The 23,857-nt window shown below is 60.8% G+C and carries 27 protein-coding genes and 1 tRNA gene; 12 read left to right on the top strand and 16 right to left on the bottom strand.

Annotated features, from left to right (window positions below; all coding sequences use genetic code 11):
• Positions 1 to 11: 11 nt before the first annotated feature.
• On the bottom strand, positions 12 to 542 hold the full coding sequence (gene fabA / locus IE127_RS08980; protein WP_189425345.1) for a 3-hydroxyacyl-[acyl-carrier-protein] dehydratase FabA: 531 nt from the start codon (positions 540 to 542) through the stop codon (positions 12 to 14).
• Positions 543 to 704: 162 nt separating this feature from the next.
• Here fabA and irrA point away from each other — a divergent pair, with 162 nt between their 5' ends.
• From irrA to IE127_RS09000, 4 genes are all read left to right on the top strand, one after another.
• Positions 705 to 1,148, top strand: coding sequence for an iron response transcriptional regulator IrrA (irrA, locus tag IE127_RS08985; RefSeq protein ID WP_189425346.1), 444 nt, complete (start codon positions 705 to 707; stop codon positions 1,146 to 1,148).
• Between the two features lie 120 nt (positions 1,149 to 1,268).
• Positions 1,269 to 2,120, top strand: coding sequence for an arylamine N-acetyltransferase family protein (locus tag IE127_RS08990; RefSeq protein ID WP_189425347.1), 852 nt, complete (start codon positions 1,269 to 1,271; stop codon positions 2,118 to 2,120).
• 46 nt (positions 2,121 to 2,166) lie between these two features.
• Entirely contained in the window at positions 2,167 to 2,706 is a 540-nt protein-coding gene (locus IE127_RS08995) for a DUF1697 domain-containing protein (RefSeq protein ID WP_189425348.1), read from the top strand.
• The gene (locus tag IE127_RS09000) at positions 2,703 to 3,599 is read left to right on the top strand and encodes a ribokinase (protein ID WP_189425349.1); all 897 of its coding nucleotides are present in this window, start codon (positions 2,703 to 2,705) and stop codon (positions 3,597 to 3,599) included. The genes IE127_RS08995 and IE127_RS09000 overlap by 4 nt, the downstream gene beginning before the upstream one ends.
• A 72-nt stretch (positions 3,600 to 3,671) precedes the next feature.
• Here the strand turns inward: IE127_RS09000 and infC are convergent, their stop codons facing one another.
• Positions 3,672 to 4,208 carry a translation initiation factor IF-3 gene (gene infC / locus IE127_RS09005; RefSeq protein WP_189426077.1) on the bottom strand — a complete coding sequence of 179 codons (537 nt, stop codon included), beginning with the start codon at positions 4,206 to 4,208 and terminating at the stop codon, positions 3,672 to 3,674.
• A gap of 144 nt (positions 4,209 to 4,352) precedes the next feature.
• Here infC and IE127_RS09010 point away from each other — a divergent pair, with 144 nt between their 5' ends.
• Entirely contained in the window at positions 4,353 to 5,147 is a 795-nt protein-coding gene (locus IE127_RS09010; protein WP_189425350.1) for an alpha/beta hydrolase, read from the top strand.
• 1 nt (position 5,148) lies between these two features.
• Here the strand turns inward: IE127_RS09010 and IE127_RS09015 are convergent, their stop codons facing one another.
• The 5 genes from IE127_RS09015 to IE127_RS09035 are packed head-to-tail and all read right to left on the bottom strand — an operon-like array spanning position 5,149 to position 8,868.
• Positions 5,149 to 5,523, bottom strand: a complete 375-nt coding sequence (locus IE127_RS09015; protein ID WP_189425351.1) for a DUF6886 family protein — start codon at positions 5,521 to 5,523, stop codon at positions 5,149 to 5,151.
• Positions 5,524 to 5,532: 9 nt separating this feature from the next.
• Positions 5,533 to 6,186 (bottom strand): GNAT family N-acetyltransferase, encoded by a 654-nt coding sequence (locus IE127_RS09020; RefSeq protein ID WP_189425352.1) that lies wholly within the window; start codon positions 6,184 to 6,186, stop codon positions 5,533 to 5,535.
• The gene (locus IE127_RS09025; RefSeq protein ID WP_189425353.1) at positions 6,183 to 7,058 is read right to left on the bottom strand and encodes a Rossmann-fold NAD(P)-binding domain-containing protein; all 876 of its coding nucleotides are present in this window, start codon (positions 7,056 to 7,058) and stop codon (positions 6,183 to 6,185) included. Before IE127_RS09025 ends, IE127_RS09020 begins: the two co-directional genes overlap by 4 nt.
• Positions 7,055 to 8,158, bottom strand: coding sequence for a tRNA epoxyqueuosine(34) reductase QueG (gene queG, locus IE127_RS09030; protein ID WP_189426078.1), 1,104 nt, complete (start codon positions 8,156 to 8,158; stop codon positions 7,055 to 7,057). The genes IE127_RS09025 and queG overlap by 4 nt, the downstream gene beginning before the upstream one ends.
• Before the next feature lie 32 nt (positions 8,159 to 8,190).
• A complete protein-coding gene (locus tag IE127_RS09035) occupies positions 8,191 to 8,868 on the bottom strand; it encodes a glutathione S-transferase family protein (protein ID WP_189425354.1) in 678 nt (225 codons plus the stop codon).
• A gap of 148 nt (positions 8,869 to 9,016) precedes the next feature.
• Here IE127_RS09035 and IE127_RS09040 point away from each other — a divergent pair, with 148 nt between their 5' ends.
• Complete coding sequence (locus IE127_RS09040) at positions 9,017 to 9,826, top strand: undecaprenyl-diphosphate phosphatase (RefSeq protein WP_189425355.1); 810 nt, start codon at positions 9,017 to 9,019, stop codon at positions 9,824 to 9,826.
• Positions 9,827 to 9,841: 15 nt separating this feature from the next.
• Here IE127_RS09040 and IE127_RS09045 read toward each other — a convergent pair whose 3' ends face one another.
• Positions 9,842 to 10,825, bottom strand: a complete 984-nt coding sequence (locus IE127_RS09045; RefSeq protein WP_189425356.1) for a complex I NDUFA9 subunit family protein — start codon at positions 10,823 to 10,825, stop codon at positions 9,842 to 9,844.
• Positions 10,826 to 11,051: 226 nt separating this feature from the next.
• Between IE127_RS09045 and IE127_RS09050 the strand changes: the two genes are divergently transcribed.
• Both IE127_RS09050 and cfa read left to right on the top strand, forming a co-directional pair.
• Positions 11,052 to 11,136: transfer RNA gene (locus tag IE127_RS09050), tRNA-Leu, on the top strand.
• 135 nt (positions 11,137 to 11,271) lie between these two features.
• Positions 11,272 to 12,387, top strand: coding sequence for a cyclopropane fatty acyl phospholipid synthase (cfa, locus tag IE127_RS09055; RefSeq protein ID WP_189425357.1), 1,116 nt, complete (start codon positions 11,272 to 11,274; stop codon positions 12,385 to 12,387).
• On the opposite strand, the gene IE127_RS09060 is transcribed toward cfa, so the two are convergent.
• Positions 12,384 to 13,622 carry a GGDEF domain-containing protein gene (locus IE127_RS09060; RefSeq protein ID WP_189425358.1) on the bottom strand — a complete coding sequence of 413 codons (1,239 nt, stop codon included), beginning with the start codon at positions 13,620 to 13,622 and terminating at the stop codon, positions 12,384 to 12,386. The two genes, cfa and IE127_RS09060, sit on opposite strands and share 4 nt — an antisense overlap.
• Positions 13,623 to 13,743: 121 nt before the next feature.
• Between IE127_RS09060 and IE127_RS09065 the strand changes: the two genes are divergently transcribed.
• Positions 13,744 to 14,658 (top strand): phosphotriesterase family protein, encoded by a 915-nt coding sequence (locus IE127_RS09065; protein WP_189425359.1) that lies wholly within the window; start codon positions 13,744 to 13,746, stop codon positions 14,656 to 14,658.
• Between the two features lie 28 nt (positions 14,659 to 14,686).
• On the opposite strand, the gene IE127_RS09070 is transcribed toward IE127_RS09065, so the two are convergent.
• Genes IE127_RS09070 through IE127_RS09080 form a run of 3 tightly spaced genes read right to left on the bottom strand, consistent with a single transcriptional unit; the run spans position 14,687 to position 17,738 of the window.
• Positions 14,687 to 15,472, bottom strand: coding sequence for a class I SAM-dependent methyltransferase (locus IE127_RS09070; RefSeq protein ID WP_189425360.1), 786 nt, complete (start codon positions 15,470 to 15,472; stop codon positions 14,687 to 14,689).
• Positions 15,469 to 16,215, bottom strand: a complete 747-nt coding sequence (locus IE127_RS09075; RefSeq protein ID WP_189425361.1) for a class I SAM-dependent DNA methyltransferase — start codon at positions 16,213 to 16,215, stop codon at positions 15,469 to 15,471. Before IE127_RS09075 ends, IE127_RS09070 begins: the two co-directional genes overlap by 4 nt.
• Positions 16,215 to 17,738 (bottom strand): YifB family Mg chelatase-like AAA ATPase, encoded by a 1,524-nt coding sequence (locus IE127_RS09080; RefSeq protein WP_189425362.1) that lies wholly within the window; start codon positions 17,736 to 17,738, stop codon positions 16,215 to 16,217. The genes IE127_RS09075 and IE127_RS09080 overlap by 1 nt, the downstream gene beginning before the upstream one ends.
• 197 nt (positions 17,739 to 17,935) lie before the next feature.
• Between IE127_RS09080 and fabV the strand changes: the two genes are divergently transcribed.
• From fabV to IE127_RS09095, 3 genes are all read left to right on the top strand, one after another.
• A complete protein-coding gene (gene fabV, locus IE127_RS09085; protein WP_189425363.1) occupies positions 17,936 to 19,105 on the top strand; it encodes an enoyl-ACP reductase FabV in 1,170 nt (389 codons plus the stop codon).
• Positions 19,106 to 19,122: 17 nt separating this feature from the next.
• Positions 19,123 to 19,662, top strand: coding sequence for a GrpB family protein (locus tag IE127_RS09090; RefSeq protein ID WP_189425364.1), 540 nt, complete (start codon positions 19,123 to 19,125; stop codon positions 19,660 to 19,662).
• Between the two features lie 126 nt (positions 19,663 to 19,788).
• On the top strand, positions 19,789 to 20,631 hold the full coding sequence (locus IE127_RS09095) for a GH25 family lysozyme (RefSeq protein WP_189425365.1): 843 nt from the start codon (positions 19,789 to 19,791) through the stop codon (positions 20,629 to 20,631).
• A gap of 236 nt (positions 20,632 to 20,867) precedes the next feature.
• Here the strand turns inward: IE127_RS09095 and IE127_RS09100 are convergent, their stop codons facing one another.
• From IE127_RS09100 to rsmI, 4 genes are read right to left on the bottom strand one after another with little or no spacing between them, the layout of a single operon-like run.
• Positions 20,868 to 21,497 (bottom strand): MarC family protein, encoded by a 630-nt coding sequence (locus IE127_RS09100; protein ID WP_189425366.1) that lies wholly within the window; start codon positions 21,495 to 21,497, stop codon positions 20,868 to 20,870.
• A gap of 60 nt (positions 21,498 to 21,557) precedes the next feature.
• A complete protein-coding gene (gene gshB / locus IE127_RS09105; RefSeq protein WP_189425367.1) occupies positions 21,558 to 22,502 on the bottom strand; it encodes a glutathione synthase in 945 nt (314 codons plus the stop codon).
• 20 nt (positions 22,503 to 22,522) lie between these two features.
• The gene (locus IE127_RS09110; protein ID WP_189425368.1) at positions 22,523 to 22,921 is read right to left on the bottom strand and encodes a YraN family protein; all 399 of its coding nucleotides are present in this window, start codon (positions 22,919 to 22,921) and stop codon (positions 22,523 to 22,525) included.
• Positions 22,890 to 23,792 carry a 16S rRNA (cytidine(1402)-2'-O)-methyltransferase gene (gene rsmI / locus IE127_RS09115; RefSeq protein ID WP_244640071.1) on the bottom strand — a complete coding sequence of 301 codons (903 nt, stop codon included), beginning with the start codon at positions 23,790 to 23,792 and terminating at the stop codon, positions 22,890 to 22,892. The genes IE127_RS09110 and rsmI overlap by 32 nt, the downstream gene beginning before the upstream one ends.
• Positions 23,793 to 23,857 lie beyond the last annotated feature (65 nt).

A 23,857-nucleotide genomic window follows, 5' to 3' on the forward strand; every position in this document is an offset into this window, starting at 1 on the left:
GCGCCAGCCCCTCAACCGATCCTGTTGTCCTGCATCTGCGCGTCCGTAAAAAGCCCGACGCGCAGATCATTGGCTTCGTAGATCTGCTTGCCGTCGGCCTTTACCCAGCCATCGGCAATTCCAAGCGTCAGGCGCGAACGCAATACCCGCTTGATGTCGATACCATACTCGACACATTCAATATCGGTCGTCACTTGTCCCGACATCTTGATCTCGCCGCCGAGTGCGCGTCCCCGGCCTGGCGAGCCGCCCCAGCCGAGAAAGAAGCCGGTCATCTGCCACAGCGCATCGAGACCGAGGCAGCCGGGCATCACCGGATCACCGATGAAGTGGCACTTGAAGAACCACAGGTCGGGCTTCACATCGAGCTCGGCCCGCACCTGGCCCTTGCCGAAGCTGCCGCCATTGTCATCAATGTGCGTGATCCGGTCGAACATCAGCATTGGCGGCGCGGGCAGGCGCGCATCCATCTGACCAGGCAACTCGCCACGGCTATGCGCCAGAAGCTCGTCATATCCAAATGATTGGGCGCGCTCTGACATGCGTTGCCTCTTCGTTTACTATTTGGCTCTGATAGTTGGGTGGTGTGACGGGGTCAATAGCGCCGCGTGTGGCGGTCGAGCTCACAACGCTTGTGCCCAAAAGGGGCAATCGATATAACCGAAAGCCATAATTAGCGCCGTTCCGCCCGTTTCAAGGACCCAATGGCAGACCGCAACTACACTGAAAAGACCGACCCGTCCCGCAAGCCCTGTCTGACGGCGGTGCTGCGTATGGCCGGCCTGCGCCCAACACGTCAGCGTGTCGCACTTGCAGAATTGCTGTTCGGGGGGCCGCACCGGCACATCAGCGCCGAGGAGCTGCACAGCGAGGCGAGCATTGCGCGGGTTAATGTCTCGCTCGCGACAATCTACAATACGCTTCACCAGTTTCACGAGGCCGGCCTGCTGCGCGAAGTCGCGGTAGATGCCTCACGTTCCTATTTCGATACCGACACGTCCGATCATCATCACTTTTACGTTGAAGACGAACAGCGCATGATCGACATACCGGCGGATTCGGTGAAGTTCGATGCTCTTCCGAAGCCCCCACGGGGTATGTCAGTGACGCATGTCGACGTCGTGATCCGCGTGCGGCGGCACCAATAGCAAACCCGCGTGCCTCGTTCTCGTGATGACAAGCTAGGTGCAGCCACCCGCACGCATGCGTGACAAACCTGGATCCGGCCAGAATAGTGCGCCCGTGTTCCTTGGTCGCAAGGATGCTCAATGAACGAAAAGATCAATATTAACGGCTATTTCGACCGGATTGGGTTTACCGGATCCATTGCGCCGACGCTTCAGACCCTTGAAGCTTTGACGGCGCTGCACCCCGCGTCCATTCCCTTCGAAACGCTAAGCCCGCTTCTCGGCAAGCCGGTTCTGCTTGACCAGAAGAGCCTCGAGCGCAAAATGCTGACCGAGCGGCGCGGGGGTTATTGCTTCGAACACAATCTGATGTTGATGCGGGTTCTGGCGGATCTCGATTTTTCTGTACGTCCGCTCGGCGCCCGTTCGCTTTGGGGGCTTGATCCCGACAGTGTGGAGCCGATCAGCCACATGCTGCTGGCGGTCGATATCTCCGGGAGTAGCTATATCGCAGATGTCGGCTTTGGGGGACCCACGCCGACGGGACCATTGCGCCTGCGCGACGGTGTCGAGCAGAAAACGCCGCACGAGCGGTACCGGCTGATCGATATCGGTGGTGAATGGCGCCTCGAAATACGGCTCGGGCCGGAAGACTGGCGGGCCATGTACCGCTTTACCCTCGAGGAGCTCGCCGAAGAGGACTATCAAGCCATCAACACGCAGGTGTCCAGCGCCCCGGACGCACCGTTCACGCGGATGCTAGCGGCGGCGATTGCGCCAAAGGGCGCGCGCCATACTCTCGCAGACACCGAACTGTCGCACTACACTGAAGACGGTATCAGCAAGGAAACGCTCAACAGCGTCGAGGCCCTGAAGACCGCGCTCACGGACGTTTTCGGGATTGCCTTGCCGGAGGATGAGGCGCTTGATGCGACACTCGAAAGAGTGATTTCGGGATCTGCTGCACCCGAAACGTCTGTAGCGCAGGGTTAACGAAACCTCACCGTCGCTCCTGCGAAACCTTTGCCGGGAGGTTTGCATGGCATCATGCTATTTCGCATTTCTGCGTGGCATCAATCTTGGCAAGCGCCGGATCCGGATGGCGGATTTGAAAGCATGCCTTGAACCCCTCGGGTCGAGCGACCTCAAGACAATTGTCGCCAGTGGCAATGTCCGGTTCAACACGGAGCAGCCGGATAATCTCAAGGCACGCATCGAGGCGGCTCTTGAAGAACGCTTCGATTATCATGTCGGCGTCATCCTGCGCAGCGCCTCGCAGATCGAAACCATGCTTGAGCGGCACCCCTTCGCCTCAATGGATCAGCGTGCTGACGCGCAGCGATTCGTTCTCCTGTTTGACGAGCCGCTGCCCGAGGGCCTTGCGGTAGCGGGCATTGACGGCGTCTTTGACATTCTGCGCGTTGACCAACGCGACATCTATCTCGCGGCCTACCGGCAGACCAATGGGCGTTACACCGAGGGCTTTACGAGCCTGACCCGGCAGCTCGACCAGACACTCGGCAAAGCCAGGCTCGAGACCATGCGCAACTTCAATACGATCGAGAAGGCTTTCGTATGATTACGGTTTTCGGCTCCATCAATCTCGATCAGGTGGGCACGGTCCCGCGCCTGCCAAGGCCGGGCGAGACGGTAGCCGGCGGAACGTTTTCGACAGCGTCTGGCGGCAAGGGTGCCAATCAGGCTCTGGCGGCGCGCAGGGCCGGCGCCACCGTCAGGCAAGTCGGGGCTGTCGGAGACGATGCTTTTGCCGGCGAAGCCCTTATTCTGCTTCGGGAAGCCGGAGTCGACCTTGATGGCGTGCGTGTGATCGAGAATTGCGCCACCGGCATCGCCATGATTTTCGTCGATGCGCAAGGAGAGAACGTCATTGCTGTCCTTCCGGGTGCGAATGGGCAAGTGACCGAAGATGAAGCAGAAACGGCCGTATCGGGGATGAAAGCTGGAGACGTTTTGCTGCTGCAACAGGAAGTGCCGCACCAGGCAACCCTTCACGCTTTACGCCTCGCGCGCGAAAAGGGCGTGATTTCAATTCTCAACACAGCGCCCTTCCTGGACACCACTGTTGAAGCAGCAGCGCTGGCGGACATCGTCGTCGCAAACGAAACCGAGTTTGACCTGTTGGCAGGGAGCGACGAAGCAACGCGCGACTCGGCTCTTGCAGAGCGCAGCGCCGATACCGGGCGGACTTTTATTGTTACACTCGGTGCCGCAGGCGCAGTCGCGGCAAAAGACGGCCAGCTCATCAAGGCCCCTGCCCCAAAGATTACACCGCTCGACACTGTCGGGGCGGGCGATACGTTTTGCGGTTATCTGGGAGCAGGGCTCGAGGCTGGAGAAACGCTTGAGGCAGCAATGCGCCTGGCGATCGCTGCGGCAAGTCTTGCATGCCTCAAGCAGGGTGCACAGCCGGCCATACCTTCGCGCTCAGACGTGGAAGCAGTCCTAGCGTAATCCAGCTGACCTCCTAGAATCAAAACGGGCCCTCGCGGGCCCGTGACGTATTTCGCGTGATGGTGATGCAGATCAGCGCGGCGCGAGAACCATGACCATCTGACGCCCTTCCGAGCGTGGCTGGCTCTCCACCTTGGCAATCTCGTCAAACTGCTCACGGACCTTTGTGAGCAATTCCAGTCCAAGATCCTGGTGCGCCATTTCACGGCCACGGAAGCGCATGGTGACCTTGACCCTGTCGCCATCGCCGATGAACCGCTCGACGCGCTTCATCTTGGTCTCGTAGTCATGCGTATCGATGTTCGGCCGCAACTGCACTTCCTTGACCTCGATCACCTTTTGGCGCTTTCGCGCCTCGGCAGCCTTCTTCTGAGCCGCATACTTGTAGCGGCCGAGATCCAGCATCTTGGCAACCGGAGGCTTTGAATTCGGCGCAATCAGCACCAGATCAAGGCCAGATTCCTGGGCGGCAGCAAGCGCGTCGCGGGTACGGACAACACCCTGGTTGTCACCTTCCGCATCGATCAGCTGAACTTCCGGCGAGGAAATATCTTCGTTTGCGGGCGGCCCCTCCTTTTGGGGCTGAACGACTCTCATTGGACGACGAATGGCAGGCGATCCTTCTTCTGTTGATAGATAGCGCGAGTGAACTGCTAAAATCGTGGTCCCCTCGCTAGAAGTCAACAGGCAAACGCTCAAGTTCTGCCACGGTTGCCACACTGAACCTGGAACAGGCGAAAGGACTACGCAAAGATGACCGAAAAGGCTCAGCCGATGAGGGCACCGCAAGTCGAAAGTTTGACGCTTGGCGACGGTGATGCCCGCCGCACAGTGGCGGTGCAGCGCAGAGGTGGCCGCGCACCGGGCATTTTCTGGCTAGGAGGCTATCGTTCCGACATGGCGGGCACCAAGGCTGCGGCGCTTGACGCTCTCGGCGCCGAGACCGGACTTGCTGTCACACGGTTCGACTATTCGGGCCATGGCCACTCCGGGGGAGACTTTGCCGATGGTACCATTACCCGATGGCTTGAGGAGGCCCGGGTGGTCTTTGACAGCACAACGGGCGATCAGCTTCTGGTCGGTTCCTCAATGGGTGGCTGGTTGGCCCTATTGCTGGCGCGGCAGCTTCGTAGCGAGGGAATCGAGCGGGTAAAGGCAATAGTGCTGATCGCACCCGCTGTCGACATGACCGAAGCGCTGATGCTTGCGGCGCTTAATGAAGAGCAACGTCGAAAACTTGACCGGGACGGGTATGTCGATCGTTTGAGCACTTACTCAAGCGAGCCGGACCGCCTGACGAAAACGCTCATTGAGGACGGGCGCAACCATTTAATGTTCGGTGCGGTGATCGAGACCGGTTGTCCGGTAACGATCCTGCAGGGCGGGATGGATCCAGACGTGCCGCAGGCGCATGCCCACAAGCTTGCCGAGCATATACTTCACGATCCGGTAACCCTGACGCTCATTCCCGATGGCGACCATCGCCTCAGCCGCGAACAAGATCTCGCCTGCCTTCGCGCAGCCGTGAGGCGAGCCGCGCGGCTCTGAACTAGACTGGCGCTGGCGCCGCGTTGCGCATCCGGATCATCGAAAAGGACAAAGTGGAGGACGCCGCAGCGTCGTGGAGCTGCCAAAGGTTTGGCAGGATGCGCAGCGATGCTCCAGCCTTTTCCAGTGCCCGTTCGAGATCATCGACCCTCTCGACGCCCTCTGGCGCGACGTTTTCATCGCAAGTCCAGTAACCCGCACAGGCATCCCTGAGCGAAAATTTCGATAAAGGCATTTGATAAAGGTAAAGCGTGGGCAGTCCCGCGGCAGAAGATAGTTCGCCAGATGAGTCTGAGCTATCGCCCAGACGACTGGTTGATTGCATTGCGGCGACGGTCTTGGCGAAATTCATCAATGTCCGGACGATCGCTGACATGGACGAGCATCACCGTACGGTGAGCCGATCGCGCTGTTGACCCTCAGCATCAAAATTGGCTGGATCCAGCCAACGCTCGAATGCCGCACGAATGGTTGGCCATTCGCCATCCAGCATCGAGAACCATGCGGTATCGCGGTTTTCGCCCTTCTGGATCATGTGCTGACGGAATATGCCTTCGAACGTGAAGCCGAAGCGCTCGGCAGCGCGTCGACTCGGTGCATTGAGAGCATTGCACTTCCATTCGAAGCGCCGATAGCCGAGATCATCGAACACATAGCGAGCGAACAGATACAGCGCCTCGGTTGCAACGCGCGTTCCAGCGATCGGCGGCGCCCAGTGCACACCGCCCATTTCGATCACCCCGTCCTTTGGCTCGATCCGCATCAGCGACTGGTGGCCCCCTGCCCGACCGGATTCCAGATCGACCACCGCGAAATAGAGCGGATCTTCGGTCGCGGCCGCGGTGTCGATCCATGCCGCCATGTCCTCGCGGCTGGCGGGCGGATAGCTGAAGAGGTAGCGAAACCGCTCACGCACCGCGTCGCCGCTGAAGACGGCATAGAGATCGTTAACATGTTGCGGGCCGATAGGCTCAAGCCGGGTGTAGCGCCCGTTGAGAATGACCTTTTCGGGCGGCCCCTTGGCCGGATGTGGGTTCATTGTAGGGTCTCTTCGCGTCGGATGGCCTCGAGCCCCTCGCGGTAAGTTGGAAACAACAGCTCGATGCCAAGGGCCGATTTGATGGCAGCGTTCGAGACACGCTTGTTATCGGCATAGAAGGACCGCGCCATCGGGCTCATATCCGCCTCTTCAAAGGCGACTTCCGGGGGTGGCGCGATATCGAGCAGCTGCGCCGCATGCGTAACGACATCCTGTGGCGGCGCGGGCTCGTCGTCGGCAAGATTTAACGTACCTGCGAGACGCCGTTCTGCGGCGAGCGCCGTCACCCGGGCGATATCCGCGACATGAATGCGATTGAAGACCTGTGCCGGCTTGATGATCCGCTTGGCAGTGCCGCGCCGAAGCTTGTCGAAACTCGATCGCTGGGGCCCGTAAATGCCCGCAAGGCGCAGCACCAGCAGCGGCACCCGGCGCTCGTCAGCCAGCGCGCGCCACTTGTCCTCTGCCTCGATCCGCCATTGCGATCGCTCGTTCACCGGATCGGGTACAACGCCTTCATCGACCCAGTCGCCACCGGCATCCCCATAGACGCCTACCGTTGAATAATAGCACATCCACTCGAGCTCTTCCGCCATCGCGAAATCGCCGCGATGACGCGTCAGCACCGGATCGCCGGAGGCCGTCGGCGCGATAGAACTAATGATCTGCCGCGACCGAGAAAGCGCGCCTGGCAGGCTTGGCCCTGGGGTCTGGCCATCGAACCAATGAGGCTCTATCTCCGCCTGCTCGAGGCGCCGAACGGCCTCCTCGCTCCGGGCGGTTGCAGCAAAATCAAGTTGCCCATCCGCCTGCCGGAGTTCCGTGTGGGTGGCCCAGGCGGAATAGCCCATACCGAGGAACAATACGCTCATGCCGGCTCCAGCGCCCATTCGCTTCTGACTTCAATGTCGGTCTCATCGCGCAGCATCCCCTCACGCAACCAAAGAGCCCGGTCGTGATCGAGCTGGCCCAGCGCCCAAACTGCGGCACCGCGTACCACCGCGTCCTCGTGCCCGAGCAAGGCCTCAGCCGAGGGTATCAGCGCCGCATCACCGCTATTGCCGATGGCGATCAGGACATTGCGCAAGAATCTCGCGTGTCCGATGCGTTTGATCGGCGATCCGGCAAAGTGCGCGCGGAAGGCGGCATCATCAAGCGCCGCGAGATCGCAGAGGCGCGGCGCTTCAAGATCGGCACGCGCCTGCAGCTTCGCCTCGCGGCTCTGGCTGGCGAACTTGTTCCACGGGCAAACCGCCAGGCAATCATCACAACCGTATATGCGGTTGCCCATCGGCTTGCGGAACTGGGGCGGGATCGCGCCTTTGTGCTCGATATTGAGATAGGACAGGCACTTGCGCGCATCGAGGCGAAACGGTGCCGGAAACGCGTCCGTCGGGCAGATATCAAGGCAGCGCCGGCAACTGCCACAGCTTTCCGCGTGCGGGTCGTCTGCCGGCAATTGCGCCGTGGTGACGATGGCGCCGAGAAACAGCCAGGATCCGAATGTGCGGCTGACGACGACGGAATGCTTGCCCTGCCAGCCGATGCCGGCGGCTTCCGCCAGCGGCTTTTCCATCAGGGGGGCGGTATCGACAAATACCTTGACGTCCGCGCCGCTGCCGCGCGCGAGCAGGCCCGCCAGTTCCTTGAGCCTGCCCTTGATGATGTCGTGATAGTCCCGGTTTCGGGCATAGACCGAAATAGTGCCGCAGGATGCCGCCTCGAGCGTCGCCATCGGATCGGTATCAGGGCCATAGTTCATGCCGAGCACGATGATCGAGCGGGCGTCAGGCCAGAGTGCTTGCGGATGACGGCGCCGGTCTGCGGTCGCCTCCATCCAGTCCATTTCCCCCATCCAGCCTTCTGCGATCGCGGCATCGAGTTTTTGCGGTAGATCCGGGCGCGCCGCAGCATCCGTTACACCGAACGCGTCAAAGCCCAGAGCTTTGGCTCGCGTACGCAGTTCGCCCATTAGGCGCGGTATGTTCGCAATGCCGGTCGTGATCAAAAATCGAGGTCCGCATAGCCCTTTTGCGGCGGCAGCGCGATGACCCGGTCATTGAGGAGCGTACGGAATGCCGGCCGCGACTTTATGCGCGAATACCAGTCACGCATGTCGGCGGCGGTGCCCCAATCAATATCGCCAAGATAATCGAGGGTCGAGATGTGCGCCGCAAGGGCAAAGTCGGCGAGTGACATGGTATCGCCACCGAGCCAACGGCGGGTTGCCGCCAGCCAGTTGAAGTAAAGGATATGCTCGTGAAGGTTCGCCTTGGCAGCCCGCAGCACACCTGTGTCCGGGGTCGACCCGCGCTGGTCGCGCTTGGCGATCTTTTCCTCGATGAAGTAGCGCGTCACCTCATCGTTGAACTTGACGGCAACCCACTCGAACAGTCGCCACATTTCTGCGCGCTCGGCTGCATCGGTGGGGAACAGGCCCGCAACCGCCTCAGGACTATAGGAATCCTCGATAGCGTGGATGCTCGCCAGAGGACCGATGGCGACGATGACATCACCTTCGATCAAGACCGGCACGGTCGCGGCAGGATTGACCTCGAGAAATTCCGCCTCGCGCAGCCAGGGCTTGATCTCCTCAAGGTCCACCGGCACGCCGTACTCGGCCAGCATCAGGCGGGCAATGCGAGATGCAGGATCAAGCGGATGGTGCAATAGGCTCGGCATTTGGATGACTGCCCCCGTTGGCGCAAGCGGCCCATATCTGGCATTCGCATCGGCCGGCCTGCAGCTGTGATGTCTGCATTGGCCCGGTGTGCAAATCAAGCTATGAGCGACGCTCAGCGCAGATGCGCCTGTTGACTTAGGGGATCGAATGAACGCCGATCAAGGTCTTTTTGTGCCGCTGATCCTCGGGATCATCGAGGGGCTCACGGAATTCCTGCCGGTGAGTTCCACCGGTCACCTGCTTCTCGCGGGGCATTTCTTCGGTCTGACCGAGCCGGCCACCTTCGTCGTCTTGATTCAGCTGGGCGCGATCCTCGCAGTGATCACGGTGTACTTCACGCGGCTCGGGCAACTGATCCGGGATGCTCTCAAAGGCCAGCGCTACGCCTGGCATTTCGCGGGCGCTGTGATCATTGCCTGCATTCCCGCGGTTCTGGCGGGCGTGCTGTTGCGCGATTTCATCCAGCAGGTGCTTTACGAAACCCCTGTCGTCATCTGCACCACGCTGCTTGTCGGCGGGATCGCATTGCTGATTGTCGACAGGTTGCCGCTCAAGCCGCGCTACACGGACATCTACACCTACCCCTGGCATCTGGCGCTGATCGTCGGGTTGTTTCAGATGCTGGCGCTGATCCCCGGCGTGTCGCGGTCCGGAGCGACTGTTGTCGGCGCGATGCTGTTCGGTACCGACAAGCGCTCGGCCGCCGAGTTCACCTTCTTCGTCGCACTACCGATCATGACCGGTGCCTTTGGCTATGACCTCTACAAGAGCCGAGACATGATCGATATGAGCCTGGGGCTCGACATAGCGATAGGGTTTGCTGCCTCTTTCGTGGTCGGCGCGCTCGTGGTTCGCTACCTGCTGAATTTCGTCAGCCGGCACGGCTTTACCCCGTTCGCCATATGGCGCATCGCCGTTGGCGGAGGGGGGCTGATCGCTTTGTGGCTGATGCGTTGAGGGTCTTGCCCCAACTCAGGCGTTCGTACCGCTCGATACATGCCGATCGAACTGGCCGTGCTTGCGGAACCGCCACATATAGGTCGGCAGGATGGCCTCCATCGCCGTGGGCGTAATGCCGAAAGCCTCGAACGTGCGACCCTCACGCATCGCTTCTTCGGAAACGATGTTGTCCGTGCCCAACAGTTCAACCTGATCGCTCGTCAGCAGCGGCGGGAACGGCAGGATAGAGAACGGCGCGGCCATCAACTTCGCCATGCCGTCAGACAGCGGGATCAACGGACGATTTCGGCCGGTCTGCGAAAGGATGAGCTTGAGCAGTTCGCGATGCGTCAGCACCTCCGGACCACCGAGCTCGTAGATCTTGCCGCCTTCGACCTTGCCTTCGGCTGCCAGCACGAAGGCTTCGGCGACATCGCCGACATATACCGGCTGAAAGCGGGTCTTGCCGCCGATCAGCGGCATCGCCGGAAAGAGCCGTGCGAGCGAGCCCATGAGATTGAAGAAGCCATCGCCATAGCCGAAGATCAGCGAAGGGCGCAGGACGATAACATTGGGAAACGCATCGAATATGGCCGTTTCCCCGCCCAGGCGAGATTCCGCCGTGGCGCTGGTCTTGGCGGTCCCCGCTCCAAGGATCGACATGTGGACGAGTTGCTGGACCCCGGCAGCACTGGCCGCCTCGGCAATATTCTTGGCGCCATCGACGTGGACGGCCCGGAAGGTCTGCTTGGCGCTCTCAAAGCCAATACCGACCAGGTTGATGACGATATCCGCACCTGCCACAGCATGTTCGACCGACTCGCGGTTGCGAATGTTTGCCTGCACCGGCATTACCTGGCCGACATTGCCGAGGGGGCGGACATGCCCGGCAAGATCCGGACGGCGCACGGCAACGCGAATGCGATGACCGCGACGGGCCAGTTCCTGAACGATCTGGGTGCCGACAAAGCCCGATCCGCCGAAAATAGTGACGAGTTTCTGGTCTAGGCGATCCATCGCATTGGCTCCGGCAAGTCTTGGCCCACAACTGGGCAGAATGGTCTTCTTCGCCTTCTAAACAAGCCTGCTGGGCCTGTCGAGTATCCGCGACGTCGAGCGCGACATGCGCTTGGGTGCGTTCATCGCGCGTTTGCTACAGCAGGGCCCGAGCAGCAAATCGCTGGCACGCTTTGCGAATGCGATTGACATCGGCCGCGGCGCACCCTAGTAACGCCTCCGCTCAGCCCAGGTGGCGGAATTGGTAGACGCGCACGGTTCAGGTCCGTGTACCGCAAGGTGTGGAAGTTCGAGTCTTCTCCTGGGCACCAAGGCCTCTTGCAGGAACAGGTCAAGCTGTCCCTGCAAGAGGCCTTTTTTGTTCTTCACCGAAGACTTGCGATGGAGCAGGCAACGGGTCTAGGCTCGCATCATTGTGAACGAGCATTTCCCTTTCGGCCATTTCCATGACATCGCGTGCAAAACGCTTTATCGAGCAACAGCTCGCTCTCGCCGGTATTACGATCGGCGGCCCGCACCCCCATGATCCACAGGTTCACGACGAACGGCTCTATAAGCGCGTGCTCGTACAAGGCACGTTAGGGCTCGGCGAGGCCTATATGGATGGCTGGTGGGATGTGGAGGCACTTGACGCGTTCTTTTACAAGCTCAGCACTTCCCGTATACAGGACCATTTTCCTAAGGATGTCGGGCTACTCTTGAGCGTTGCGCGGGGCAAGCTGCTGAACATGCAGCGTCTGCGTGCCAGGGAGGTGGGCGAGCGCCACTACGACATCGGCAACGACCTTTACGAGGCCATGCTCGATCCGCGCATGATCTATTCGTGCGGATACTGGCGTCGCGCCAATACGCTGGCCGAGGCGCAGGAGGCCAAACTTGACTTGATCTGTCGCAAGATTGGTCTCGAAAAGGGTATGCGCGTACTTGATATCGGGTCGGGCTGGGGCGGCTTCCTCAAGTTCGCGGCAGAGCACTACGGCATATCGGGACTTGGTGTCACGGTGTCGAAAGAACAGATGGAGTTGGCCAACAGGCGTAACACAGGGCTGCCGGTCAAGACCAAATTGCTGGACTACCAGGAACTCGATGGACAGTTCGACCGCATCGTTTCGATCGGGATGTTCGAGCATGTGGGGTACAAGAACTATCGCGCCTATTTCGACAAGGCACGCTCTCTGTTGGTGGAGGATGGGCTGATGCTGCTGCACACAATCGGCGGAAACCACACTGCCATCCACGGCGACCCGTGGAGCGAAAAATACATTTTCCCGAACGGCATGCTGCCATCTATCACGCAGATCGGCGGCGCGCTTGAAGGCCGTTTCGTGATGGAGGACTGGCACAATTTCGGCGCCGATTACGACCTGACGTTGATGGCATGGTGGCGCAATTTCGAGACCGTATGGCCAGCACTCGCCCCTAGATACGGTGACCGCTTCTATCGCATGTGGCGATATTATCTGCAGATTTTCGCTGCGCTGTTTCGGGCACGCAATGTGAGCCTGTGGCAACTTGTGCTGTCACCGAACGGCGTACCGGGCGGGTATCGCTCTATCCGCTAGGACGCGCGAACCGCGAGGCCGGGTACGCGTTTCGTGATGCTTGCGGCGGTTGCAGGACGGGGCCAGACGCGATTACGGCCATCGCGCTTGGCCGCATAGAGTGCCGCATCAGCCATGGCGATGAGGTCTGCCGGATCGCTGCGCTCGTTGAAAACAGTCGCGGCAACACCGAAGCTTGCCGTCACCACGCCATTGCCAAGAATTGCGGGATGAGGAATCGCTGCCGTTTCAATGGCGGCGCGCATGCGCTCTGCGATACGGAGCGCCTGGCGTCTTTCCGTATCGGCGAGCACAACCAAGAACTCTTCGCCGCCGAAGCGATAGGCCGTATCGCTGCCGCCGCGCAACTCCGAGGCGATGACGCCAGCAACACGTTTCAGACAGACATCGCCAGCCTGATGACCGAGAGTGTCGTTATAAGCCTTGAAGTGATCAATATCGACAATCAGCAGCGCCAACTGTTGCGCATCACCCCATTTGCACGAGGCGGCCTGCTCGGCGAACCGATCATCGAGCGCACGGCGATTGCCGAGGCCGGTCAGCGGATCCTGGCGGCTGATATGTTCGAGCTCCGAACTGCGCAAAGTCTCACGCAGGCGCATGAGATAGGTAAGGCGTGCCTCATGCTCGAGATTATAGGCGGCGACCACCGCGAACGTCGCAACCCCCGCGAATACCATCAGATACGAGATCTGTGCCCTGAACACGCCATCAGCGCCCGCCAAGGTGACCAGGTAGATCAGCTGCATGATCAGCACGCCGGCGAGCGCGTACCAGAAGCGAACCCGCTGGATCATCGTGATGTAGATGACAAAAAGTACCTGTCCATGGTGCGCGACGGCCGACAGTGGATCCGTGCTGCTCGCCGCAATCACCGGCAGTGCGGCAGCGGCAAGGGCGCTAAGCAGCACCTGCGAGCCTTCACGCACGAACGGCGGCGGCTTGCGGGCAATTATGACCAGAAAGGCCAACGCGACTGGGCCGACCAGGCCGAGCCGCATCAGCAATGCGATTGCGAAGGCATCCGGCATCAGGAGCAGGTCTGAAAGCAAGAAGCCGCTATAGATCACCATGCCGGCAATCATCCAAACAAGCAGGCTGCGGGAGCGTGCGGGGCCGGTATCGCGCTCGAACCGGGCTTCCAGTTCTGCCGGGAACCGCAACAGACGAAAGCCGGAGCGCAGCGTCGCCTCCACCAAACCCGCAAGACTGTCTGTCACGTGAACGGTGTTCAACACAGTTTTCCCAAAGCCCTCGAGGGGGATGAGCATGCTGCGGGAATGTTAATTTTCGGTTCGGAAAAGGCGGTAGACTTCCGGCTTTGCAATATTGGCGGCTTCGCGCTAATATTATGCGATGAAACAACTTTATACGACGCTTGGCCCCTACACCGCCGATCAGCTCGGCATGATCCTCCCCCATGAGCATGTGTTCGTTGACCTGCGGACGCCCGACCAGCCGGGCTATGGACAGGCCGAAGAGGCGGATGTGGTGGCGCTGATGGCGCCGGAAATCGAAACGATCAAGTCGCTCGGGGTGACGGCATTGGTCGAATGCTCCACGGGAGGCGTCGGGCGCCGTGCGGATTTTGATCTGGCGGTCAGCAAGGCGACAAAATTTCCCATCGTCGTGCCGACCGGAAATTACCGCGAACCGTGGATACCCGACTGGGTACGCAATGCCAGTGTGGACACGTTATCGGCCTGGATGCTGGGCGAATTGAACCAGCAGATCGAGGATACCGGCTTTCAGGCCGGCTGGATAAAGCTGAGCGCTGGCGACGATGGCATTACGCCACTCGAGGCCCGCATACTCGAGGCCGCAGTTATCGCCTCCAAGCAGACCGGCGCCATCATCGGCAGCCACACGATCAAGGGCCGGGTGGTGATGGACCAACTCGACATCATCGAAAAGTTTGGGGGAGAGGCCAACCGCTTCATTTCCATTCATACTCAGGCCGAACCCGATTTCGAGATGCACAAGGCCGTAGCAGCCCGCGGTGCCTGGATCGAATACGACAATATCGGCGCCGTGCCTGAAGACGAAACGGTGTCGCTGATCCTCAGGGCGCTCGGGGAAGGGCTCGAAAAGCAGCTTCTGCTGAGCCACGATCGTGGATGGTACGATCCGGCGCAGGCAGGGGGCGGCGAGCCCAAACCCTATACGGTTCTGTCTAAGCAGATCCTGCCAAAATTGCGCGAGAATGGGGTGAGTGAAGAGACAATCATCCAGTTGACCCATCGCAACCCGTTCGAGGCTTATGCGCGCTAAATAGGCGCGTAGCCTCGACCGTCACTCTTCATGACGGTGCCCTGATCGAGCCCCAGACCAGGCTGGTACGGATGCGATAAACGAGACGACCATTGATCGCATGCGGCATCAATAGCTCAGCAAGTTCCGCATCGAAATCAGCACGTCGCGGGCCCAGTCTCGCTGCCGTGAACGTGTCGCGTGAATGCTGGCACCGGATGAAATCCGCAACACTCTGCTCGAAGGGCTGGGAGGTGAACTGCTCCTCGCCCTTGATCTCGAGCCAGGGGCGGTAGCTCTGCCAGTAGGCAGACTTGACGGCAGGATCAAACCGCTCCCCGGTCACCTCGAACACCCACTTCGTCAGGAAACTCAGCCATTGCTGCTGCCATGGCGGCTCATGCGCATCGTCGCCGCCGATGACCGCTACAACATGCTGCCGAGACGCATGGCTTGCGAGATGGGGAAACAGAACCTCGTGCTGCATCCAGTGGATACTTGCAGCGGCAACAATCAGGCCGAACCTGCGCTGACCGAGTTGCGCGTGTTCCGCTGCATCCTCGATCCACTCGATATTGTCGGCACCGCCACCGGGCAGGGTCCGGGCTAAGGCCAGCATATCGTGGGATGGATCGACCGCCGTGACCCGACCGAAATGAGCTGCCATGGGCCGAGCAATTTTCCCCGGCCCGCAGCCGATATCAAGAAGACCCGCGTGAGCGGGTGCTATCTCAACGAGCCGTGTGAAAAGCGCATCAGGATAGGGCGGACGATAAACATAGTTCGCCACGACATCCGCATCTTCGAACGAAGCGCCCGAGCGTTTCGCCGTCATGCGGCGATAGCAGTGCAAACCTGCCGCCTGCTGTGCCGCGAAAATGGCTCACCGGAAAAGCCGCCGAAACGGTTTGCAAGCTCGAGACCGCCAAGACGCAGCAAGAGTGGCAGTTCCTGCGGGTAAATCTGGCGCAGTGTCAGCGGCGTATGCCGGAACACGCCATTTGCCGGCGTCGACCAGTACCAATCGATAGCGCTGATCTGCGTAGTCGGGTCATAGTCGATTGTCTCTTCGACCGTGACGGCGCCAAGCCTTGGATGCTCGAAACACGCCAGCCTATGGCGATCGCCGGGCGCGCGGCTCAGCATTGTTGCGCATGGCACAAAGACGTCGAAGGCGAATACGCCGCCGGGGGCGAGGTGCCGCCGAATGGCGGAAAAGGCATCGGCAAACTCCTCGTGCGTATGCAGGTGCAGGAGCGAGTTGGCCGCGAGCACGATCACGTCGAACTTCTCGTCAAGCTGAAAGCTGCGCATATCGAGCGTGACGAGCTTTGCTGACACGCCGCGTGTTGCCAGAAGATCACGAGCCCGCGCCAACATCGTTTCGGACAGATCCACCCCGGTAACCGAGGCACCGCTCGTTGCGAGCGGTACGGTGATGCGCCCGGATCCGCAAGCCAGTTCGAGCACGCGACGGGACGGCCCCCCGGCAGCATTCACATAAAACGCCTCCATGTCAGCATCGGGTGGTGCCACGAGATCATAGAGTTCGGCGTCGTCATAAAGTCCTGCGCTCATCAGCCCATCGCCATGTTCAACCGATAGCTCAGCGCTTCGGCAATATGCGGACGCAGTACACGCTCCGAATCGGCGAGATCTGCGAGGGTGCGCGCAACCTTGAGCACGCGGTGATAGGCGCGGGCCGACAGGTTGAAGCGCTCGGCTGCCTGCAACAGCAGGGTCTGGCTCTCGGCATCGGGTGAGACCACTTGTTCGATCAGCGACGCGCTGGCGGCGGCGTTGGTCGCGGTGCCGGGATACCCCACAGCCTCGAAGCGTTGGCGCTGACGCCTGCGAGCGCTGGCGACGCGCTCGGCAATGCTTGCCGAAGCTTCGCCTGTTGCCGGCGCGATCATGTCCGCAGCGCCGACGGCGGGCACATCGATCCGGATGTCGACGCGATCGAGGAACGGGCCCGAGACGCGCGCCTGGTAGTCGTCAGCGCATGCAGCACCACGCTTGCAGATGTGGCCGGGCGTGCCCGCCATGCCGCATTTGCACGGATTCATCGCGGCAATCAGCTGCACGCGGGAGGGGTAGCTGACGCGGGCATTGGCCCGGGCGATGACGGTTTGCCCTGACTCAAGCGGCTGACGCAGACTGTCGAGCACCTGGGGGCTGAACTCCGGCAATTCATCGAGGAAAAGCACGCCGTTATGGGCAAGCGAGACCTCGCCAGGCCGCACCTTGATGCCGCCACCCACCAGAGCTGCCATTGAGGCGGAGTGGTGTGGGGCTCGGAACGGGCGGCGTTCGGAGAGAGCGCCGCCAGAGAGCTCGCCGGCGATCGACTGGATGATCGAGACATCGAGGAGTTCGCGCGGGTCGAGCGGCGGCAGAATCGAAGGCAGGCGCGCCGCGAGCATCGATTTTCCAGCTCCCGGGGGGCCGACCATGAGCATGTTGTGTCCACCGGCCGCCGCGACCTCAAGCGCGCGCCGCGCCACCTGCTGACCGCGCACATCGGCCATGTCGGGCAGGGCGGTCGTCTCGGGACCCAGCCGGCGGGGCTGCGGGCGTGGCGCTATCTGGTGACCGGCGAGGTGATTTACCAGCGCCAGAAGGCTCTCGACGGCAACGATATCGAGATCGCCACCGGCCCACGCCGCCTCAGCACCTGATGCCGCCGGACAGATCAGCCCCTTGTCGCAACCATTGGCGGCGATCGCTGCCGGCAGTATGCCATTGACGGCTGCCAGATGTCCGTCGAGCCCGAGTTCGCCAAGAGCAATGAAATCGTCGAGCGCATCGCGCGGGATGGCCCCCATCGCTGCCATCAGGCCCAGAGCAATTGGCAGATCATAATGGCTGCCCTCCTTGGGGAGATCGGCGGGCGCCAGGTTGATGGTAATCCGCTTGGGTGGAAGGCCCAGGCCCGAGGCCGTCAACGCTGCGCGAACACGTTCGCCGGATTCCTTGACCGCCTTGTCCGGCAGGCCGACGAGGAAGAACTTCGGGGCCCCGGGCGCAATCTGCACCTGCACATCCACCGGCACGGCCTCGATGCCTTGAAAGGCAACCGTGTGCACGCGTGTGATCATGACGATGCCCCAAAAAATCCCCCAGTAGCAAATCGTTAACAGCCGCTTCGGACGCTGACAAGAACGTTTATAGAACAGCCGCCCGTGCACCGAGCGCAGGCTTTTGGCCGGTTGCACTAGCGCCTCGGTTCGCACGCCACTAGAAGAGACACAGAACGGCCGGCACCGGCCACCATCAACACGCGGGAGCGAGACAAGTGATTATCGAACCCAAAATCCGCGGTTTCATCTGCACCACAGCACATCCGGTTGGCTGCGCCACAAATGTTCAGCGCCAGATCGATCATGTGCAGGTCAAGGGTCCGCTCGACTCTTCGCGCAAGCGCGTGCTGGTCATCGGATGCTCCACCGGCTACGGGCTGGCGTCGCGCATCGTGACAACGTTCGGCGCCGGAGCGGACAGTGTTGGCGTGTCGTTCGAAAAAGAGCCTACCGAGAGCAAGACGGCCTCCCCGGGGTGGTACAACAACCGGGCGTTCGAAAAACGCGCCAAGGCCGCGGGCAGGACCGCGGTAACAGTTGAAGGCGATGCCTTCTCCGATACCATCAAGGCCGATACCATCGCCCAGATCCGCGAGCATCTGGGGCAGGTAGATCTCGTGGTCTACAGCCTCGCCTCGCCGGTCCGTACGGATCCGGAAACCGGCACCGTTTATCGTTCTGCAATCAAGCCGATGCACTCCGTGGTGCATTCGAAGACGCTGAACACCTCGACCGGAGAAGTCAGCGAGGTGGAAGTGCAACCCGCGACCGACGAAGAAGCAGAAGCAACGGTCAAGGTAATGGGCGGCGAGGACTGGGAGCGCTGGATCGCAGCGCTATCGAAAGCCGGAGTCCTGGCGGATGATTTCACAACGCTGAACTACACCTATCTCGGGAGCGAGCTGACCTGGCCGATCTATCACAAGGGAACGCTCGGGCATGCGAAGGCGGATCTTGACCGCGCAGCTGCCGCTATCCGCGAGGCTCACGGGCCGGAGAGCGCCTTCGTTGTCGCCCTCAAGGCGGTGGTGACGCAGGCGAGCTCGGCCATTCCGGTTGTACCGCTCTATGGCACCCTATTGCTCCGAGTGATGGACGAGATGGGTCTTGAGGAAGGGTGCATCGAGCATATCGACAGGCTATTCCGGGTGAAGCTGCAAAAACCGGTGGCGCTTGACGACGATCACCGCGTGCGGGTCGACGATTGGGAGCTCTCGGATACAGTCCAAAAGGAAATGACCACGCGCTGGGACAAGCTGTCGACCGATACCCTGCCAAATCTCGGTGACCTCGAGAGGCACCGCGAAGAGTTTCTCAAGCTATTCGGTTTCGGCATTGGCGGCGTCGACTATTCGGCGGACGTCGATCCACGCACAATCGGCTAACCCGCGGGATAGGGCCGATGCTTGGTCTGGCGCATGGGGAAAATCTCATTGTGGATTACGACTCCTCGTGGCCAGCCGAGTTCGACGCGGAGCGAGCTCGACTCCACAAGGCTCTCGGTGAGCTCGCCCGTGGAATTGAGCATTACGGCTCAACCTCCGTACCTGACATGCCCGCGAAGCCTATTATCGACATTCTCATCGGCGTCGAACCGTTAGGCGCATGGCAGGTTTGCCGTCGTCCGCTCGAAACGCTTGGCTATGACTATGCCGAGACCGCCGGGGTGCCAGGCCATTTCATCTTCGGCAGGGGACACGACAAGACCCAGCGCACGCATTTGGTTCATATCGTCGCGTATCTCGGGGACTCCTGGGTCAGCAATCTGGCATTTCGAGACGCATTGCGACGTGATGCAGACCTAAGGACGCGCTATCTTTCCGCAAAGCGGACGGCGGCCCGTTCAGCTCCGCACGGGCGGGCCGAATACAACGCGCTCAAAAACCGGTTCATCGCCGATATCAAGGCATCGCTCGCCGGGCAGCAAGGTGCACGTCAGTAGCGCTACACCTTTGCTTAACCATCGCGATGAAGAGGGGCGGCACCCAACTCCTCAACCAAAGCTTTCCTTAACCGCGACATGTTGAATCGAACTGACCAGTATCATGCGTAATATTCGAGTCAGTTCATGTCCTTCGGCTTCACTTCGCCCGGCCTCAAACGACTGTTGCAGGGGCTCTGGCTCCTGCTGATGACCGCGTGGCTGGCCGCTTGTGCCACGAGTGGCGGGCTTTACAGCCCGATTGCGGGCGACACGCGCCCGCATTCCGGGGTTGACCGTGCCCGTACCATGCCGATCCAGGGGATCGATGTGGCGCGCTATCAGGGAAATATTGACTTCAATCGAGTCCGGGCCAGCGGCAAGCACTTCGTTTTCATGAAGGCTACCGAAGGCAAAGATTATATCGACCCGGCGTTCTACACCAACTGGCAAAAGGCACGCGCAGCCGGGATCGCGCGCGGTGCCTATCACTTCATGACCTGGTGCTCGCTCGCCTCGGAGCAGGCGGCTTGGTTCACGCGGATGGTGCCGGCCGATCGCGATACCTTGCCGCCGGTGCTGGACCTCGAGTGGAACAACCACTCAAGCTGCGTCAACAAGCACGACAAAGCGGACGTGATCGAAAAGATCCAGGTGATGCTGGCGGCGATGGAAGCCCATACCGGCAAGATGCCGATCATCTATACCGACATGAATTTCTATAACGACATTCTGGCAGATCAGCGGTTTCCGCACGCCCTTTGGTTGCGCTCGACCGCAGCCGAGCCGCATGAACGCTATCACGGCGGCCATGACTGGACCTTCTGGCAGTTCACGCAGACGGGCGTCGTCGACGGTATCCGTGGTGAGGTCGACCGCAACGTTTTCTATGGCGATCAGAACGCCTGGGTGAACTTCCTGCTGACCGGGTGTGACCCGCGCATGGTCCATGTTCTCGGCCCGACCGGACGCTGCCGGATCGAAAAGTAGGGCAGGGCTGTTCCGCGCTATTCTGCGGCCATTACGGCGTGTGGCATGAACTCGGAGTGGGCGACGCTGTTCGGTGCAGAGATGGCCATAAGGGCAAAGATCAGCAGGACGATGGCTGTTGCTATACGCATTTCACGAACTCCCACTTAGTGGATGGGTGCGGTTCTAGCGCATCGCCGCGCTGCCGCAACGACATCGTAAAGAAATGCTTAACCCTCGGATTTAATTAAACTTATCTAGCCGAGAAGGCCACTTGCCTTGACGCCGTCGAAGACGAACTGCACGGCAAGTGCCGAGAGCAGAATGCCGACCACGCGCGACACCACCGACAACCCGGTAAGGCCCAGCATTCGCTGAATCGGGATTGCCAGCAGCAAGGCGATCCAGCTCAGCGTGAGGACAGAAACGATCGCCGCAATGACCGCCCAGAATGCGAGGTCGTTATCGGCTCCGGTGGTCAGCAGTATGACGGCGCTGATGGCGCCGGGGCCCGCCAGCAACGGCATTGCCAGCGGGAAGACAGAGATATCATCGCGCTGACGCGATTCGATCTCTTCCTCGCTGGTCGTGCCGGTGCCGCCGGAATGCCTGGCAAAGACCATATCGATGGCGATTAGCAGCAGCAGCACGCCACCGGCCGTGCGCAGAGCCGGTATTGTGATGCCGAACACCTCGAGAATGGCATTCCCGAGAAACGCGAAGAACAGCAGGATGATGGCAGCGATGATGACGCCGCGCGTCGCGAAGACCCGGCGCTCGCCCGGTGTATTGTTGCGGGTCAAAGCCGCAAAGATAAAGGCGATATCCGCGACGCCGATTGTTGCAAAGAACGTCGCGAAGGCCACGAGATAGGTTTCGGTCGGCATCGGCATCGCTTCCGTTCAGTTGGGCGGCGCCGTCAATTGATAGACTGCGCCTTGAATGACTTAGCGGCGTCGCTTTTCGATCGCATCCCAGATGGCCACGGCGATATCGGGACCACCAAAGCGCTTGATCTCGCGAATCCCCGTCGGTGAGGTGACGTTGATCTCGGTGAGGTAGTCGCCGATGACGTCGATGCCGACAAAGATCAGATCCCGCTGCTTGAGAGCCGGGCCGATTATCCGGCAGATCTCGCGCTCGCGCTCGGTCAGCTCGCTCAGTTCAGGGCGCCCCCCGACATGCATGTTGGAGCGCGCCTCGCCCTCGGCAGGAATACGATTGAGCGCGGCCACGGGCTCGCCATCGACGAGGATGATGCGCTTGTCGCCCTTTCTCACGTCCGGCAGATATTTCTGCACCATGAACGGCTCGCGAAAGCTCAGCTCGAACAACTCGATCAGCGAGGCGAGGTTGTGATCGCCCTCCTGCAGGAAAAAGACGCCCGCGCCGCCATTGCCGTAAAGCGGCTTGACGATGATGTTGCCGTGCTCCTTGCGGAAGGCGCGGATAGCCTCTCGGTCGCGCGTCACGAGCGTCGGGGGCATCAGCTCGGGATAATCGGTGACGAGGATCTTCTCGGGCGAATTGCGCACCGCACCCGGCGCATTGACGACGAGCGTCTTCGGATGCAGCCGCTCGAGGATATGGGTCAGTGTGATGTAGTTCATGTCGAAGGGCGGGTCCTGGCGCATCAGCACCACGTCCTGCTGCGACAGATCAGACCGCTCGAAGCTGCCCAGTTTGAAGTGACTGCCCTTGGGCTCGTCGAACACCTCCACCGGCGCGATATTGGCGGTGACGGTGTCGCCACGAAGCGCGAGCGAGCCAGGAACGTAATAGGTCAGCTGATGGCCACGCGCCTGCGCTTCGAGCATCATCGCGAAGGTGGAATCCCCTTTCGGCTCGATCGCTTCGATAGGGTCCATCTGTACGGCGACTTTGAGGCTCATCATCACTCCTCTGTTTCAGGTCAGTCGGCATCGAATGCGTTGACGACATGGCGCGGGATAGCGAATGGCGCAACAAAAATCACGTCGAACCTTTGATCGCCGGCGTAGAGCGTTGGGTGGCGCGCAAGATAATGCTGCGCAGCGGCGCAGATCCGGCGGGTGTTGACCGCGTCCCACGCCTCGGCAAGGCTCTGTGAACGAGCCCTTGTCTTTACTTCGACGAACACGGTCACCCCGAAGCGACGCGCGACAATATCGATTTCGCCGACCGGTGTTTTTACCCGTCGAGCGAGAACCCGGTAAAGCTTTAGCTGCAGAAACAGCGCGGCCCAGAATTCGCCGCGATGACCGGCCCGAAAGGCCCGCCGCCGCTTGGCGAGTTCGGCGTCAGGCTTTTTGTTTGAGAAGGAGGGCCGCATTGTAGACCTCCTTGCGCTTGAGCCCGTAGCGTGCCGTAATTTCATCGACCGCTGAGCGCAGTGGCTGGTCCGCGAGCGCGTCTTCAAGATCGGCCTGCCAATCCGCTTCATCCGGAAGGGCAGGGGCGTCGGCGCCCGCAACGAGAATCACCGCTTCGCCCTTTACCGGCCCCTCCGCGAACTTTTCCACCAGATCGACAAGCGTTCCCCGCGCGACCCGCTCAAAGCGCTTGGTCAGTTCGAGCGCCACCGCTGCCTGCCGGGTCTCGCCGAACGTTTCGGCCATTGTTGCGAGCGTGGCCGGCAGCCGACGGGGGCTTTCGTAAAATACAAGAGTTTCACGTGAATCTCTGAATGCGGCAAGGGCATTGGCGCGCGCGCCTGCCTTCGATGGTGGAAAGCCGTGAAAGCTGAAACTGTCCGTCGGCAGCCCGGCAACCGCAAGGGCGGACAGCAGCGCTGACGGCCCGGGGATTGCTAAGACCGGTAGCTCGGCTTCCGCCAGCGCCCGCACCAGAGGAAAGCCCGGATCGGAGAGCAAAGGCGTGCCGGCATCGGAAATCAGGGCGATGGCCGCCCCGTCGGCAATTCGCCGCACGATTTCTTCGGAGCGCTGGCGCTCATTATGCTCGTGCAGGGCCTGGCGCGGTCCCTTGATACCGAAATGATCGAAGAGCTTTGCGGAGGTGCGCGTATCCTCGCACAAGATCAGATCGGCGGCCGCCAGCGTTTCCAGCGCCCTGATGGTGATGTCCCTGAGATTGCCGATGGGCGTTGCCACGACATAAAGCCCAGGCGCCAGAGGCGGTGCCTCAAAGCCGGTGCCCGAAATAAAGTATCGCAGATCGCTTGCCGAGGTCTGTTGTGTCACGCTGTCCTATCGGGGGTAATTTTGGTCACCAGCCCGAGACGAGCTTAACCGATCTCGAACACGTT

Source organism: Devosia pacifica, from assembly GCF_014652635.1.
GTDB classification, from domain to species: domain Bacteria; phylum Pseudomonadota; class Alphaproteobacteria; order Rhizobiales; family Devosiaceae; genus Devosia; species Devosia pacifica.